This is a genomic window from Streptomyces sp. 5K101, assembly GCF_046506645.1.
In the GTDB taxonomy this organism is placed as follows: Bacteria; Actinomycetota; Actinomycetes; order Streptomycetales; family Streptomycetaceae; genus Streptomyces.
Map to the genome: position 1 here is coordinate 12,703 of NZ_JBKFFO010000021.1, position 14,860 is coordinate 27,562.

Annotated in this window: 14 protein-coding genes; 10 read left to right on the forward strand and 4 right to left on the reverse strand. The window is 72.6% G+C overall.

What is annotated here, in order from left to right; all coding sequences use genetic code 11:
• The first annotated feature begins 170 nt into the window (after positions 1-170).
• The 7 genes from ACLB9X_RS29080 to ACLB9X_RS29110 all read left to right on the forward strand — a co-directional run bounded on the left by ACLB9X_RS29080 (position 171) and on the right by ACLB9X_RS29110 (position 5,283).
• Entirely contained in the window at positions 171-992 is an 822-nt protein-coding gene (locus ACLB9X_RS29080; RefSeq protein WP_410363393.1) for a helix-turn-helix domain-containing protein, read from the forward strand.
• Between the two features lie 103 nt (positions 993-1,095).
• A complete protein-coding gene (rimO, locus tag ACLB9X_RS29085) occupies positions 1,096-2,562 on the forward strand; it encodes a 30S ribosomal protein S12 methylthiotransferase RimO (RefSeq protein WP_410363394.1) in 1,467 nt (488 codons plus the stop codon).
• Positions 2,559-3,236, forward strand: coding sequence for a CDP-diacylglycerol--glycerol-3-phosphate 3-phosphatidyltransferase (pgsA, locus tag ACLB9X_RS29090; RefSeq protein WP_410363395.1), 678 nt, complete (start codon positions 2,559-2,561; stop codon positions 3,234-3,236). The genes rimO and pgsA overlap by 4 nt, the downstream gene beginning before the upstream one ends.
• Positions 3,233-3,742 (forward strand): CinA family protein, encoded by a 510-nt coding sequence (locus ACLB9X_RS29095; RefSeq protein ID WP_410363396.1) that lies wholly within the window; start codon positions 3,233-3,235, stop codon positions 3,740-3,742. The genes pgsA and ACLB9X_RS29095 overlap by 4 nt, the downstream gene beginning before the upstream one ends.
• A 109-nt stretch (positions 3,743-3,851) precedes the next feature.
• A complete protein-coding gene (locus ACLB9X_RS29100; protein ID WP_177151709.1) occupies positions 3,852-4,235 on the forward strand; it encodes a helix-turn-helix domain-containing protein in 384 nt (127 codons plus the stop codon).
• Between the two features lie 146 nt (positions 4,236-4,381).
• The gene (locus ACLB9X_RS29105; protein WP_410363397.1) at positions 4,382-4,852 is read left to right on the forward strand and encodes a Dps family protein; all 471 of its coding nucleotides are present in this window, start codon (positions 4,382-4,384) and stop codon (positions 4,850-4,852) included.
• Positions 4,853-5,043: 191 nt separating this feature from the next.
• On the forward strand, positions 5,044-5,283 hold the full coding sequence (locus ACLB9X_RS29110; protein WP_410363398.1) for a hypothetical protein: 240 nt from the start codon (positions 5,044-5,046) through the stop codon (positions 5,281-5,283).
• On the opposite strand, the gene ACLB9X_RS29115 is transcribed toward ACLB9X_RS29110, so the two are convergent.
• The 3 genes from ACLB9X_RS29115 to ACLB9X_RS29125 form a co-directional block, all read right to left on the reverse strand.
• Positions 5,231-6,043 carry an SDR family NAD(P)-dependent oxidoreductase gene (locus ACLB9X_RS29115; RefSeq protein WP_410363449.1) on the reverse strand — a complete coding sequence of 271 codons (813 nt, stop codon included), beginning with the start codon at positions 6,041-6,043 and terminating at the stop codon, positions 5,231-5,233. The two genes, ACLB9X_RS29110 and ACLB9X_RS29115, sit on opposite strands and share 53 nt — an antisense overlap.
• Positions 6,044-6,075: 32 nt before the next feature.
• Positions 6,076-6,876 carry an Fpg/Nei family DNA glycosylase gene (locus tag ACLB9X_RS29120; RefSeq protein ID WP_410363399.1) on the reverse strand — a complete coding sequence of 267 codons (801 nt, stop codon included), beginning with the start codon at positions 6,874-6,876 and terminating at the stop codon, positions 6,076-6,078.
• Between the two features lie 166 nt (positions 6,877-7,042).
• Positions 7,043-11,668, reverse strand: coding sequence for an ATP-dependent helicase (locus ACLB9X_RS29125; protein ID WP_410363400.1), 4,626 nt, complete (start codon positions 11,666-11,668; stop codon positions 7,043-7,045).
• Positions 11,669-11,757: 89 nt separating this feature from the next.
• Here ACLB9X_RS29125 and ACLB9X_RS29130 point away from each other — a divergent pair, with 89 nt between their 5' ends.
• The 3 genes from ACLB9X_RS29130 to ACLB9X_RS29140 are packed head-to-tail and all read left to right on the forward strand — an operon-like array spanning position 11,758 to position 13,782.
• Positions 11,758-12,630: an AraC family ligand binding domain-containing protein gene (locus ACLB9X_RS29130; protein WP_410363401.1), complete on the forward strand. Its 873-nt coding sequence runs from the start codon at positions 11,758-11,760 to the stop codon at positions 12,628-12,630.
• A gap of 10 nt (positions 12,631-12,640) precedes the next feature.
• Positions 12,641-13,477, forward strand: coding sequence for an AzlC family ABC transporter permease (locus ACLB9X_RS29135; RefSeq protein WP_410363402.1), 837 nt, complete (start codon positions 12,641-12,643; stop codon positions 13,475-13,477).
• Positions 13,474-13,782, forward strand: coding sequence for an AzlD domain-containing protein (locus ACLB9X_RS29140; protein WP_410363403.1), 309 nt, complete (start codon positions 13,474-13,476; stop codon positions 13,780-13,782). Before ACLB9X_RS29135 ends, ACLB9X_RS29140 begins: the two co-directional genes overlap by 4 nt.
• Before the next feature lie 102 nt (positions 13,783-13,884).
• Here ACLB9X_RS29140 and ACLB9X_RS29145 read toward each other — a convergent pair whose 3' ends face one another.
• Complete coding sequence (locus ACLB9X_RS29145; protein WP_410363404.1) at positions 13,885-14,820, reverse strand: hypothetical protein; 936 nt, start codon at positions 14,818-14,820, stop codon at positions 13,885-13,887.
• Positions 14,821-14,860 lie beyond the last annotated feature (40 nt).

The following is a 14,860-nucleotide window of genomic DNA, read 5'->3' on the forward strand; positions in this document are numbered from 1 at the left end:
TTCCCTTGGTCGTACGTCAAGTTGGAGGGAGGAACAGAACGGTGTTCCGCCCTTGGGAACTGCGTCCATTCCGATGGCGTACAAAGTCCCGCCGCCCGGTTGCCCCACCCTTTCGTACCACCCCTAGACTGAACCTCCAGCAGGTGGCTACACGCTCGAAAGGCGCCCCCGTGTCCATCGGCAACTCCCCCGAAGACAACAGGCCTTCCGTCGAAGACGCCCGGCCGTCGATCGGTCACGCCCTGCAGCAGGCGCGTATCAGCGCCGGTCTGACCGTCGACGAGGTCAGCTCCTCCACCCGGGTCCGCATCCCCATCGTGCACGGGATCGAGGAGGACGACTTCACCCGCTGTGGCGGCGACGTGTACGCGCGCGGCCACATCCGCACGCTCGCGCGCGCCGTCGGGCTCGATCCGGTGCCGCTGGTCGAGCAGTACGACGCCGAGCACGGCGGACGTCCTGCGCCGACGCCGGCCGCACCGCTGTTCGAAGCCGAACGCATCCGTCCCGAGCGACGACGGCCCAACTGGACCGCGGCCATGGTCGCCGCCATCGTCGTCGTGGTCGGTTTCGCCGGCTTCACGCTCGTCAGGGACGGCGACACCCAGGGCACCCGGGTCGCCGAGGGCCCGGCGCCCGAGGCCGAGCCCAGCCCGACGAAGGCCGACGTGACCAAGCCGGCCGACCCCAAGCCCGACCCCTCGGACAGCGCCATCGCGGCGGTGCCCAAGGACAAGGTCACGGTGAAGCTGTCCGCCACCCACGACAAGAGCTGGATCTCCGCCAAATCGCACAACGGCAAGCTGCTCTTCGACGGCACCCTGCTCAAGGGCGAGTCCAAGACCTTCCAGGACGACGAGCGCGTCGATCTGATCCTCGGCAACGCGGGCGCGATCGAGCTGTTCGTCAACGGCAAGAAGGTCGAGGACGACTTCGAGATGGGCGGCGTCGAGCGGCTGTCCTACACCAAGGGCGACCCCGCGGCGGGCTGACCGGCCAGGGCGTCGCCCCGCCCACGGGCGGGCGGCGGGAGGCCGACGGTCCGGGGAACCCTCGGGGCAGGGGCGCGGGCCGGGACAAAGTAGTCTTGAGCCCATGCCCGAACGCCGTACCGTCGCCCTCGTCACTCTTGGCTGCGCCCGTAACGAGGTGGACTCGGAGGAGCTCGCAGGCCGCTTGGCAGCGGACGGCTGGGAGCTCGTCGAGGAAGCCTCCGACGCGGATGTCGCCGTCGTCAACACCTGCGGATTCGTCGAGGCCGCCAAGAAGGACTCCGTCGACGCCCTGCTGGAGGCCAACGATCTCAAGGATCACGGCCGTACCCAGGCCGTCGTCGCGGTCGGCTGCATGGCCGAGCGGTACGGCAAGGAGCTCGCCGAGGCGCTGCCCGAGGCCGACGGTGTGCTGGGCTTCGACGACTACGCCGACATCTCCAGCCGCCTCCAGACCATCCTGAGCGGCGGCAGCGTGGAGGCCCACACCCCGCGCGACCGGCGCAAGCTGCTGCCGCTGAGCCCCGTCGAGCGCCAGCAGGCCACCGAGGTGGCCCTCCCCGGCCACGGAGACGTCGCCCCCGCGCCCGAGGACCTTCCCGAGGGCGTCGCCCCGGTGTCCGGCCCGCGCGCGCCGCTGCGCCGCCGCCTCGGCACCAGCCCTGTCGCCTCCGTGAAGCTGGCCTCCGGCTGCGACCGCCGGTGCACCTTCTGCGCCATCCCGTCCTTCCGCGGCTCCTTCATCTCGCGCCGCCCGAGCGACGTGCTCGGCGAGACGCGCTGGCTGGCCGAGCAGGGCGTCAAGGAGGTCATGCTGGTCTCCGAGAACAACACCTCGTACGGCAAGGACCTCGGCGACATCCGCCTGCTCGAGACCCTCCTGCCCGAGCTGGCCGGTGTCGACGGCATCGAGCGCGTCCGCGTGAGCTACCTCCAGCCCGCCGAGATGCGCCCCGGCCTGATCGACGTGCTCACCTCCACGCCCAAGGTCGCCCCCTACTTCGACCTGTCCTTCCAGCACTCCGCCCCCGGCGTGCTGCGCGCCATGCGCCGGTTCGGTGACACGGAGCGCTTCTGGGAGCTGCTGGAGACCATCCGGTCCAAGGCCCCCCAGGCAGGTGTACGGTCCAACTTCATCGTCGGCTTCCCCGGCGAGAGCGAGGCCGACTTCGCCGAGCTGGAACGCTTCCTGGGCGCTGCCCGCCTCGACGCCATCGGCGTCTTCGGCTACAGCGACGAGGAGGGCACCGAGGCCGTCTCCTACGACAACAAGCTCGACGCGGACGTCATCGCCGAGCGCCTGGAGCACCTGTCGAGACTTGCTGAGGAGCTCACGGCGCAGCGCGCCGAGGAGCGCATGAATGAGACCCTCGAAGTACTCGTCGAAAGCGTGGACGACGAGGACGGCGCCGTGGGCCGCGCCGCTCACCAGGCGCCGGAGACGGACGGCCAGGTGCTGTTCACGTCCCCCGAGGGCCTCGTCCCCGGCCGGATGGTCGAGGCGAAGGTCGTGGGTACGGAGGGCGTCGACCTGGTCGCGCAGTGTCTCGGCGAGGAGGCGGGCAGATGACCGGAGTGCCGGCATCCGCGGCGGGCGGCTCCGGGAGGCCGGCGCCCGGCGGCAAGCTGGGCGCTGCGGCCGTCAACCAGGCCAGCCTGTGGAACATCGCCAACATCCTGACCATGGTGCGCCTGGTGCTGGTGCCGGGCTTCGTGGTCCTGATGCTCCAAGACGGCGGCTACGACCCGGCCTGGCGCGCCTGGGCCTGGGCGGCGTTCGCCGTCGCCATGATCACGGACATCTTCGACGGCCACCTGGCCCGCACGTACAACCTGGTCACCGACTTCGGGAAGATCGCCGATCCGATCGCCGACAAGGCGATCATGGCGGCCGGGCTGATCTGCCTGTCCGCTCTAGGGGACCTGCCGTGGTGGGTGACCGGCGTCATCCTCTTCCGTGAGCTCGGGATCACGCTCATGCGCTTCTGGGTGATCCGGCACGGGGTCATTCCGGCCAGTCGCGGCGGCAAGATGAAGACGCTCGCGCAGGGCACGGCGGTCGGGATGTACGTGCTGGCGCTCACCGGCCCGCTGGCGACCCTGCGCTTCTGGGTGATGGCGCTCGCGGTGGTCCTGACGGTCCTCACCGGCCTCGACTACGTGCGACAGGCGATCGTCCTGAGGCGCAGGGGGCTCGCCGAAGAACGGGCGGCGAGGACCGAGACCGAGGGCGCGGAACGGTGAACACGGCGGCTCGTGTGCTGGCTCTGCTTGCGGAGCGTGGCGAGACGCTGGCCGTCGCCGAGTCCCTCACGGGCGGTCTGGTGGCCGCACAGCTGACGGAGGTCCCAGGGGCCTCGCGGTCCTTCCGGGGGTCCGTGACGGCCTACGCCACCACCCTGAAGAGGGATCTTCTGGGCGTGGACGGGGCCCTTCTGGCTGAGCGCGGCGCCGTCGACGCGGAGGTGGCGGCGCAGATGGCGGCCGGTGTGCGGGGCCGTCTGGACGCCGTCTGGGGCATCGCGACCACCGGTGTCGCCGGCCCCGAACCCCAGGACGGACAGCCGGTCGGCACGGTCTATGTTGCCGTTTCGGGACCTTCCGGAGCCGGGAAAGTGGCAGCTTTGCGGTTGAACGGCGACCGGGAGGAAATCCGTAGAGAGAGTGTACGCAGAGTGCTCGACCTGCTCTCTGACGAACTCCACGGGAATGCGCGGACACAGGATACGGAACAGAACGGGGGGACTTGATGTTTGCAGCCCTGAGTGAACACGACATCGCTCCCCGCACGGCCGCGGCGCGAGGCGGTACGGTGGGGCGAGAAGGATGCGGCTACGCGGTCCGAGGAGGGAGCCACCGATGATTCTGCTCCGTCGCCTGCTGGGTGACGTGCTGCGTCGGCAGCGCCAGCGCCAGGGCCGTACTCTGCGCGAAGTCTCCTCGTCCGCCCGAGTCTCGCTCGGCTATCTCTCCGAGGTGGAGCGGGGGCAGAAGGAGGCGTCCTCCGAGCTGCTCTCCGCCATCTGCGACGCGCTTGACGTACGGATGTCCGAGCTCATGCGCGAGGTGAGCGACGAGCTGTCTCTGGCCGAACTGGCCGAGTCGGCAGCCGCCACCGAGCCGGTGCCCGCACCGGTACGCCCGATGCTCAACTCCGTCTCCGTGACGTCGGTGGCAGGTGTGCCGACGGAGCGGGTGACGATCAAGGCGCCCACGGAAGCGGTCGACGTCGTCGCCGCCTGATCCGTAAGGCACTGCACGGCTTTGTTTGGGGCAGGCCCCGAGTGGTACGCGAGTACCGGTCGGGGTCTTCTTCTTGCCCCCGAATGACCCTTTCAGGTAGTTGTGCGATTGTGGAGCGTAGTCGCGTACCCCTAGGGAGGACACGCATGTCTGTCGTGAAGAGCCCTCTGTCCGAGGCGGACCTCAAGACGGTCGGCGACGCCCTGCGAGGCGCGCTGGTCGATCTGGTCGATCTGGCCCTGGTGGCCAAGCAGGTGCACTGGAACGTGGTCGGTCCCCGCTTCAGGTCTGTTCACCTGCAGCTCGACGAAGTCGTCGCCACGGCGCGTCAACACTCCGACACGGTGGCCGAGCGCTCGTCGGCGATCGGTGTGACGCCGGACGCGCGCGCCAAGACGGTGGCGGCGCAAAGCGCGATCGGATCCGTGCCGGACGGCTGGATCAAGGACGTGGACGCGGTGCAGACCCTGGTCGACGCGCTGGCCGCGGTCATCGGCCGGATGCGGGAACGCATCGAAGCGACGGAGAAGCCGGACCCGGTGACGCAGGACATCCTGATCGGGCTGACAGCCGACCTCGAAAAGCACGCCTGGATGTTCCAGGCGGAGGCCGTGTAACGGGCGGCGGGGCTCGGAGAGTTCGCCATGCCGCGCCTGCGGTGCTCGCGGATGAGGGCATTCGGTGAGCTGCTTTGGCGGCTCTCGAAGAGAAGCCGGGCGGACACGGTCGTTCGAGCGCCGGGGGCCGGCACCCGTGCGCCCTCCCGGCGATCGTGCGCGTCCCGCTAGCGTGGCCCGGAGGAGGCGGCATGGCGATACGCACAGCGGTCCTCGTGCCCGTCGCGTTGCTCGGGCTCGCAGCGGGCGCGGTCTGGTGGTGGGCTGTCCTTCGGCTGGCACTGGTGCCGGAGCACGCGGGCGTCCTCGAGGGGGCGGTGGCGGCAGGCGGTTGGGGGCTGAGCCTGCTGCCCGTGCATGTGTCCGCGACCCGCGGTGTCACCAGGGCATCGCGACGCCGCCGTTCGGCCGGAATATCTGACCCGTCGTGAACGACGAGGCGTCGGACGCGAGATGAAGCACCGCGTGTGCGATGTCCTCCGGTTCGCCGACGCGGCGCAGCGGCGACCTCCGGATCATCGCCGTCTCCACTCTGGCCTGGTTCTCTGCATCATGACGGTCCGTCATGGGCGTGCGTACCCAGCCGGGGGCCACCGCGTTGACGCGCACGGCGTGCGGCCCGAGCTCCGTTGCGAGCGTTCTGGTGAGCTGGACGACCGCCGCCTTGGCCACGCTGTAGCAGAGAAGCCCTGCCTGGGACGCATCGACGGCGCTGGACGCCATGGTGATGATCGAGCCGCGGCCGCGGCCTTCGCCGGTGTCGCCCGGCCGCGGGCCATCGGCCGGAGGGCCGGCCGAGGAGATCATGACGCGGGCCGCCTCCTGGCAGGTGTGGAGCACGCCCTTGAAGTTGACCGCCAGGACCCGGTCGAGGTCCTCGTCCCGGGTGTCGAGCACGGTGCTGGTGTGCATGATCCCCGCGATCGCGGCCACGATGTCGAGTCCGCCCGTGCTGTCGACCGCGGACCTGACCTGCGAACGGTCGGTGACATCGAGGGTGTGGGTGACGGCGGTGCCGCCGCTGCCGTGGATCAGGGACTCGGTCTCGGCGAGGCCCTTCTCGTCGATGTCGGCGCAGTGCACGACGGCCCCCGCCTCGGCGAGCAGGACGGCCGAGGCGCGGCCGATGCCGCCTGCGGCTCCGGTGACGAACGCGGTGCGGCCGCTGAGGTCGTACGCCGACAGGCCCATCAGCCGACCGTACGGCCTCATCTGACGGACCGTCAACTAGTCGGTCCCGCCTGACAGCGTGGACACCAGTACGTGGGGCGCTCGCGGCTGCCGTCTCCCTGGTCGGCCTTGCGCACCGGGGCACCGCAGCGCGGACACGGTCGCCCCTCACGGCCGTAGACGTACAGCTGCTGCCCGGGGCCGCGGCGGCCCGTCGTGACGCGTTCGGGACGGGACTTGTTGGCATCGAGGAGCCGCTGGGCGGTGGCCACGAGGCGGGCGAGCGTGTCGGCGGGCAGCTCGCCGACGGGAAGCCAGGGCGTCACGCGGGCGAGGAAGGCAAGTTCGGACTTGTAGACGTTGCCGATCCCGGCGAGATTGCGCTGGTCGAGCAGGGCCTCGCCGAGGGGGCGGCCGGGGTCGGCGAGGAGGTTGGCCACGGCTGTGTCCGGGTCCCAGTCGGGGCCGAGGAGATCGGGGCCGAGATGTCCCACGGCCTGGTCCTCGTCGGCGGTGCGGAGCAGCTCCAGGACGGGCAGGCGGTAACCGACCGCCGTGTACGCCTCGTTGCCGAGGACGGCACGGATCTGGTGCGCGGGGCCGCCGCGCCAGCGCTCACCGGTGCCGTAGACCTTCCAGGAGCCGTCCATCCGCAGATGCGAGTGCAGGGTGAGGCCGCCTTCGATGCGGGTGAGGAGGTGCTTGCCGCGCGGGGTGACGTCGAGGACGGTCCGGCCGGTGAGATCCGCCGTCGCGAACCGGGGCACCCGCAGATCGAAGCGGGTCAGCACGCGGTCGGCCAGTGCGCTGTGCAGGCGGTGGGCGGCCCACCAGACGGTGTCTCCTTCGGGCATGGCATCCATGATGCGCGACGGCGGGGGAGTGGGCTGGTGTCGTTGCCGTCGGGGCGGTGGGGGGCGGGCGCGGGTCCGCACGGCGGGGCGGCCGGTGGTCGGGGGTGGGGGTCTGCGGGGCGGCGGGAGGGCACGAGACGTGCGCCAGGTGGCGCCGGCGTGGGGGTCAGGGGCGCAGGCGCAGCCCCCTCGGGGTGGCATGGAACCCGGCGCTCTCCAGGACCCGGCCCAGTGGCGAGGTGAGGGCCGGAGTGCCGTTGGCCCGCTCCACGGTCACCGTGCCCAGCGCGCCCTCGCGGGCCGCCGTGGCCAGGGCGGTGGCCGCCGCGTGCAGAGCCGGAGCCTCCGGGTCCGTCACCCACGAGAGCAGGGTCTTGCCGCCGCGCTCCATGTAGAGCGTCAGCTCGCCGTCCACCAGGACGACGAGGGAGCCGGCCTTGCGGCCCGGCTTGTGCCCGGCGCCCTCCGGCGGCTCGGGCCAGGGCAGTGCCGCCCCGTACGCGTTCGCCGGGTCGGCGGCGGCCAGGACGACCGCGCGGGGTGCCGTCTGGCCCTCTTCCCGGTCCCGGGCGGTCGAGACGGCGCGCAGCCGGTCGACCGCGCCGTCCATCGCGAACTGGGCGGCTCCCAGGCCCTCGACGACATAGCCCCTGCGGGCCTGCCCGCTGTCCTCGAAGGCCGACAGGATGCGGTACGTCGCGGAGAACCCGCCCTCCACGCCCTCGGCGGCGACCGCGCCGCGGGTGACGACGCCGTGGCGGTCGAGCAGGGTGCGGGCGAGAGCGTGCGCCCGGTGGGTCGGCTCCGGCTCGGCGGCCGGCAGCAGGGACCAGCGGCCGCTCACGGTCGGCGGGCCGGAACGGGAGGTGGGACGGGCCGACGCCGTCAGGGTGCCGTAGCGGCCGCGGGGCACGGTGCGCTTGGCGCGGTGGGCCGTCGAACCCGCTGTGCGGCCCGAGCCCAGCAGGGCGCGCAGGGGAGCCAGGGTGTCGTTGGTGAGCCGGCCGGACCAGGCCAGATCCCAGATCGCGTCCGCCAGTTGGGGATCGGTGGCGTCGGGGTGGGTGGTGGCACGGACCTGGTCGGCGATCTGGCGGAAGAACAGTCCGTAGCCGCCGGACAGGGCGTCGAGCACCGACTCGTGCAGGGCCGTCAGCTCGAGCGGGTGCGGCGGCGGGAGCAGGAGCGGGGCGACGTCGGCGAGGTAGAGGGAGACCCAGCCGTCCTTACCGGGCAGGGCCCCGGCACCCGCCCACACCACCTCGCCCGTCGTGGTCAGTTCGTCGAGGAGCGTGGTGCTGTAGTGGGAGACACGGGATGGGAGGACGAGCTTCTCCAGCGCGGACGCGGGGACGGCGGCGCCCTGCAGCTGCTCGACGGCGCGGGCCAGCCCGTCGATGCCGCGCAGCCGGTTGCTCCCCATGTGCTGCCACTGGGGGAGGAACGCGCCGAGCGCGGCGGGCGGGACCGGCTCCAGCTCGTGCCGGAGCGCGGCCAGGGAGCGGCGGCGCAGGCGGCGCAGCACGGCCGCGTCGCACCACTCCTGACCGATGCCCGAGGGATGGAACTCGCCCTGGACGACGCGGCCCGACGCGGCGAGCCGCGCAAGGCCGCCCTCCGTGACGGCCGGACCGAGCCCGAAGCGGGCAGCGGCCTGGGCCGAGGTGAACGGACCGTGCGTCCGTGCGAAACGGGCGAGGAGGTCGCCGAGGGGATCTTTGACCGGCTCGGTGAAGGCCTCGGGAACACCCACGGGCAGCGCGGTGCCCAGGGCATCGCGCAGCCGGCCCGCGTCCTCGACCGCGGCCCAGTGGTCCGCGCCCGCGATGCGGACGCGGATGGCGCGGCGTGCGCCGGCCAGCTCCTGCGGCCAGTCCGGGTCGCCACCGCGCTCCACGAGCTCCGCGTCGGTGAGGGGGCCGAGAACACGCAGGAGATCGGCCACGCCCTCGGCGTCCTTGACCCGCCGGTCGTCCGTCAGCCACTGAAGCTCCCGCTCCAGCTCGGTCAGGACGTCCGCGTCGAGCAGCTCCCGGAGCTCGGCCTGTCCCAGCAACTCGGCCAGGAGCCGGGAGTCCAGCGACAGGGCCGCGGCGCGCCGCTCGGCGAGCGGCGAGTCTCCCTCGTAGAGGAACTGGGCCACGTAGCCGAAGAGCAGCGAGCGGGCGAACGGTGACGGCTCGGGGGTGGTGACCTCCACCAGGCGGACCCGGCGGGACTCGATGTCGCCCATGAGCTCGGTGAGCCCGGGGACGTCGAACACGTCCTGGAGACATTCGCGGACCGCTTCGAGGACGATCGGGAACGAGCCGAACTCGCTCGCCACCTGGAGCAGTTGAGCCGCGCGCTGGCGCTGCTGCCACAACGGGGTGCGCTTGCCCGGATTGCGCCGCGGCAGCAGCAGCGCGCGGGCCGCGCATTCTCGGAACCGCGAGGCGAACAGGGCCGAGCCGCCGACCTGGTCGGTCACGATCTGACTGATCTCGCCCTTGTCGAAGACCGTGTCCGCGGCTCCCACCGGTGCCTGCTCGCTGTCGTACGCCGTGTCCACGTGGACGGGGTCCTGGTCGAGGAGGTCCAGGCCCATCAGGTCGGCGTCGGGCAGACGCAGCACGATGCCGTCGTCCGCGTGCATGACCTGTGCGTCCATGCCGTAGCGCTCGGCGAGGCGGGCCCCCAGGGCCAGGGCCCAGGGTGCGTGGACCTGTGCGCCGAACGGCGAGTGGATCACCACGCGCCAGTCGCCCAGCTCGTCCCGGAAGCGCTCCACGAGGATCGTGCGGTCGTCGGGGACATGGCCGCAGGCCCGGCGCTGCTCGTCGAGATACGCCAGCACATTGTCCGCCGCCCAGGCGTCCAGACCCGCCGCCACCAGGCGCAGGCGGGCGTCCTCGGGCGCCAGCCCGCCGACCTCGCGCAGGAACGCGCCGACCGCGCGGCCCAGCTCCAGGGGACGGCCCAGCTGGTCGCCCTTCCAGAAGGGGAGGCGGCCGGGGACGCCGGGGGCGGGCGAGACCAGCACCCGGTCCCGGGTGATGTCCTCGATCCGCCACGACGTGGTGCCCAGGGTGAAGACGTCGCCCACCCGGGACTCGTACACCATCTCCTCGTCGAGCTCTCCCACCCTGCCGCCGCCCTTCTTCGGGTCGGCACCGGCGAGGAAGACCCCGAAGAGCCCACGGTCGGGGATCGTGCCGCCGGAGGTGACGGCGAGCCGCTGTGCTCCGGGCCGGCCGGTCACCGTGCCCGCGACGCGGTCCCACACCACGCGCGGGCGCAGCTCGGCGAACGCGTCCGACGGATAGCGTCCGGCGAGCATGTCCAGGACCGCGGTGAAGGCCGACTCGGGCAGCGAGGCGAACGGCGCGGCACGGCGGACCAGTGCCAGCAGGTCGTCGAACTGCCATGTGTCCATGGCGACCACGGCCACGAGCTGCTGGGCCAGCACGTCCAGCGGATTGGCCGGAACGCGCAGCGATTCGATGGATCCTGTGCGCATCCGCTCCGTGACCACAGCGGCCTGCACCAGGTCGCCGCGGTACTTGGGGAAGACGACACCCGTGGACACGGCTCCCACCTGGTGTCCCGCGCGGCCGACGCGCTGGAGGCCCGAGGCGACCGAGGGCGGTGACTCCACCTGGACGACGAGGTCGACCGCGCCCATGTCGATGCCCAGCTCCAGGCTGGACGTGGCGACGACGGCGGGCAGCCGACCCGCCTTCAGGTCCTCCTCGACCAGAGCGCGCTGCTCCTTGGAGACCGAGCCGTGGTGGGCGCGGGCCAGCAGCGGCGGCGCGCCCTGGGCTGCCCCGGACTGCGCCATGATCTCCGCCGGGGGCCCGTCCTCCGGCAGAGGGGCGCCCGTCGCACGCTCGTAGGCGATCTCGTTGAGCCGGTTGCACAGACGCTCCGCGAGGCGGCGGGAGTTGGCGAAGACGATCGTGGAGCGGTGGGCCTGGACGAGGTCGGCGATCCGCTCCTCGACGTGCGGCCAGATCGAGGGCCTCTCGCCGGGCCCCTCGGACGTGTCGGCCGCAGGCGAACCCCCGAGCTCGCCGAGGTCCTCGACAGGGACCACGACGGAGAGGTCGAACTCCTTGCCGGAACGCGGCTGGACGATCTCGACCCTGCGCTGCGGCGACAGGTAACGGGCGACCTCGTCGACCGGGCGCACCGTCGCGGACAGCCCGATCCTGCGCGCGGGGCGCGGCAGCAGATCGTCGAGACGCTCCAGCGACACGGCGAGGTGCGCGCCGCGCTTGGTGCCCGCCACGGCGTGGACCTCGTCCAGGATGACCGTCTCCACGCCGGACAACGCCTCCCGCGCGGAGGACGTGAGCATCAGGAACAGCGACTCGGGCGTGGTGATCAGGATGTCCGGCGGCCGTGAGACCAGCGACCGGCGCTCGGCGGCCGGGGTGTCACCGGAGCGGATGCCGACCCGCACCTCGGGCTCCGGCAGGCCCAGCCGCGCCGCCTCGTGCCGGATTCCCGTGAGCGGGCTGCGCAGATTGCGCTCGACGTCGACCGCGAGCGCCTTGAGCGGGGACACGTACAGCACGCGGCAGCGCTTCTTCGTCTCCGCGGGCGGTGGTGTGGAGGTGAGCCGGTCGAGCGCGGCGAGGAACGCGGCGAGCGTCTTGCCCGAGCCGGTCGGCGCCACGACCAGGACGTCCGAGCCCTCCCCGATGGCCCGCCAGGCCCCCTCCTGCGCGGCGGTGGGCGCGCTGAACGCCCCCGTGAACCAGCCTCGGGTCGCGGGGGAGAAGGAGTCGAGCGCAGTCCTGGCCATGCCCCCCATCGTGCACCCGACCACTGACAACCGTGTCCAGGACGTGGACCGGCAGGTGGCGGCCCGGGCCCGCGACGCAGAATTGCCGTATGGAAACCGACGCGGCACCGGACCGGGAGGACGAGTGGGCGCGGCACTGGCAGTACCCCGGCGTACCCGGTCTCGACCTGCTGCGGGCCCGCTACGTGCGTCACTCCTTCACCCGGCACACGCACGAGGGCTTTGTCCTCGGCGCCGTTCGCCGGGGCATCGAGGACGTGCTCATGCCGGACGGCACGATCAGGGCCAGGCCCGGCACCGTGGTGATGATCAACCCCGAGGTGCCGCACTCGGCGAAGGCGGGGGTCCCCGAGGGGTGGGTGTACTCGACCCTGTACCCGTCGTCCGAGCTGGTCGCGACGATCGCCGAGGAGGTGACCAGCCTGCGCGGCACGGCCGGGTTCGCCGAGACGATCGTCGAGGACCCGGACACGGCCCGGCTGGTGCACGAGGTGCACCGCGCCGCCGAAGCCGGCAACGCACTCGCCGCCGACAGCGTGCTGCGCATCGCGGTGGCGCGGCTGCTGCGACGCCACGGCCGCACGCTGCCCGCCCGCGCGCCGCTCGCCGCCGGGGCCCGCACGGCGGAGCTCGCCAAGCAGCTCCTGGAGGAGCGGATGGCCGACCCGCCGTCCCTGGAGGAGCTCGCGCAGCAACTCGGCACCAGTCCCTTCGCGCTCCTGCGCGCCTTCAAGTCCGCGTTCGGGCTGCCGCCGCACACCTGGCTGACGGACGCGCGCGTGCGCCGGGCCCGGCACCTGCTGGACGCCGGGACGGCTCCGGCGGAGGCGGCCGTCGCGGTCGGCTTCACCGACCAGCCGCACCTCAACCGTCACTTCACCCGGATCGTGGGCGTGCCTCCGGGGGCCTACCGGCGCGAACGCGCAAGAACGTACAAGACGCCCCACCGGAAGCCCGCCTAACGTCCCTGACGTGGCAGAACAGACAGCTCACCCAGAGATATCCACGACCGCGGCACCGGTGTCCGGGCCGCAGGGAGTCACCAAACCGGACTCGGCCGTCGTCCGGGACGCGCTCGGCGTCGGGATCGCCGTCGGCCTGTCCGGATTCGCCTTCGGCGTGACGTCGGCGGGCTCCGGACTCACCCTTCTCCAGACCTGCGCGCTCAGCCTGCTGGTGTTCACCGGCGCCTCTCAGTTCGCGCTCGTCGGGGCCATTGCCGCGGGCGGCAACCCCTTCGCCGCCGCCGCGGGCGCCTTCTTCCTCGGCGTGCGCAACGCCTTCTACGGGCTGAGGCTGTCCCAGCTGCTCGCCCTGCCCCGCTTCGTACGGCCGCTGGCGGCCCACTGGGTCATCGACGAAACAACCGCGGTCGCCCTCGCACAGCCCACACGGCGCAGTGTGCGCATCGGCTTCACGGTCACCGGACTCACCCTCTACGTGCTGTGGAACCTGACCACGCTCCTCGGGGCGCTGGGCGCCGAGGCCATCGGCGACACCGACGCGTGGGGACTGGACGCGGCCGGGCCCGCCGTCTTCCTCGCGCTGCTCGCTCCCATGCTGCGCACGGCCACGGAGCGCGCGGTCGCCGGACTCGCGGTCGTCCTCGGACTCGGGCTCCTGCCCGTCCTGCCCGCGGGGGTACCGGTGCTGGTGGCGGCGCTGGCGGCGCCCGCCGTGCTGTGGCTCAAGGGCCGTGCGAGCGGCCGGGCAGCCCGGGCCGCGGACCGGAGCGACCGCGGAGACGACGAGGGAGAGACCAACGGGGCCGCGCGTACGACGGCCCGCGGGAAGGGAGAGGACCGTTGAGCGTCTGGATCGCGATCGCGGCGACCGCCGTCGGCTGCTACCTCGTCAAACTCGTCGGCCTGCTGGTGCCCGCCGACACCCTGGAACGCCCCCTCGTGCAGCGCATGGCCGCACTGCTGCCCGTCGCCCTGCTGGCCGCGCTCACCGCACAGCAGACCTTCAGCGTCGGCGACGCCCTCGTGCTCGACGCACGGGCGGCCGGGCTGGGCGCCGCGGCGGTCGCCCTCGTCCTGCGCGCGCCCTTCCTGGTCGTCGTCGGAGCGGCTGTCGCGGTCGCTGCGGGCGTCCGGGCGCTCGGGGGCTGAGCGGCCACGCGCGCGTGGCCCTCGTCGTCATCCGCGCGTACGCGCATCGGCGGGCGGATCACGCCGGGCCCCGGCCGCTCGGGCGAGACAGGGCCCGGTGGATCAGCCGATGGCGCGGCCGTACGCCTGGAGCGTCCGCAACGCCTCGATGGTCGCCGACGGCCGGGCCTCCAGCGCTGTCCCCGGTGCCCACGCGCGGTAAGTGATCGGCCACCCGCCGTCCTGCTCCTGCTGCGCCGCCAGGTGCTCCAGGGAACGTTCCATCTCCTCGTCCGTGAACCAGCGGCGGGCGAGCGAGGCCGGCGTGGGCGCGTAGTGGTACGGGAAGTGGTGCTCGCCGGGCGCGTAGCCCGGCGCCACGGGCTGGTCGTCGAGCCGGCGCGGGTCGAGGGCGACCAGCCGCTGTTCGCGGACCATCCGGCCGAGCCGGTTGGCGGCGGCCTCGGCGCGCGAGCGGTCCGGGGCGCTGTCCAGGAAGGCGACCGCCGCCTCGACCTCGTACGGATGGGACTTGTCCAGGGCGTCGACGGCCGCCCAGCAGAAGTCCGTAGCCCGGAACAGCCAGGCGTGCCACACCTGATTGCGGTGCAGCAGGCCGACGACCGGGCCGGTCGCCAGCAGCTCGCTCGGCGGGTTGTCGACGATCGGGAGGAACGGCGCGGCCGGATAGCCACGCTGGGACGGGTGGATGGCGGGCAGCGCGCCGTCCGGCGTCGACACCTGGGTGAAGTAGCGGCAGATCCGCTCCACGCGCAGACCGCCGCAGCGGCCGATGGAGTCCAGCACCCGAAGGGCGTGCGCCGTGTGCAGGGGCTGGCTGACAGGGCCGCGCAGATCGGGCTCGAGCGCGCAGCCGTAGCCGCCGTCCTCGTTGAGGTACGCGGCGAGAGCCGTCTCGACGGCGTCCGAGCCGCCGCCGAGGAAGTGGTACGCGAACCGCCGCTGTTCGAGGACGCGGGCGGTCAGCCAGATGAAGTGCTCGGCGCGGGCGAGAGGAGACGCAGGAGGCGTCTCATGGGTTGCTCCGGTTCCAGCCATGTTCCGACGGTAGGGCGGAAAGGGTTTCTGGCAAGCCCGA

Bases quoted from the DNA above. Each gene is read 5' to 3' on its own strand.
- rimO (WP_410363394.1), top strand. From the start codon at position 1,096: ATGCCCGAACGCCGTACCGTCGCCCTCGTCACTCTTGGCTGCGCCCGT.
- pgsA (WP_410363395.1), top strand. From the start codon at position 2,559: ATGACCGGAGTGCCGGCATCCGCGGCGGGCGGCTCCGGGAGGCCGGCG.
- ACLB9X_RS29100 (WP_177151709.1), top strand. From the start codon at position 3,852: ATGATTCTGCTCCGTCGCCTGCTGGGTGACGTGCTGCGTCGGCAGCGC.
- ACLB9X_RS29105 (WP_410363397.1), top strand. From the start codon at position 4,382: ATGTCTGTCGTGAAGAGCCCTCTGTCCGAGGCGGACCTCAAGACGGTC.
- ACLB9X_RS29110 (WP_410363398.1), top strand. From the start codon at position 5,044: ATGGCGATACGCACAGCGGTCCTCGTGCCCGTCGCGTTGCTCGGGCTC.
- ACLB9X_RS29115 (WP_410363449.1), bottom strand. From the start codon at position 6,043: ATGGGCCTGTCGGCGTACGACCTCAGCGGCCGCACCGCGTTCGTCACC.
- ACLB9X_RS29120 (WP_410363399.1), bottom strand. From the start codon at position 6,876: ATGCCCGAAGGAGACACCGTCTGGTGGGCCGCCCACCGCCTGCACAGC.
- ACLB9X_RS29125 (WP_410363400.1), bottom strand. From the start codon at position 11,668: ATGGCCAGGACTGCGCTCGACTCCTTCTCCCCCGCGACCCGAGGCTGG.
- ACLB9X_RS29130 (WP_410363401.1), top strand. From the start codon at position 11,758: ATGGAAACCGACGCGGCACCGGACCGGGAGGACGAGTGGGCGCGGCAC.
- ACLB9X_RS29145 (WP_410363404.1), bottom strand. From the start codon at position 14,820: ATGGCTGGAACCGGAGCAACCCATGAGACGCCTCCTGCGTCTCCTCTC.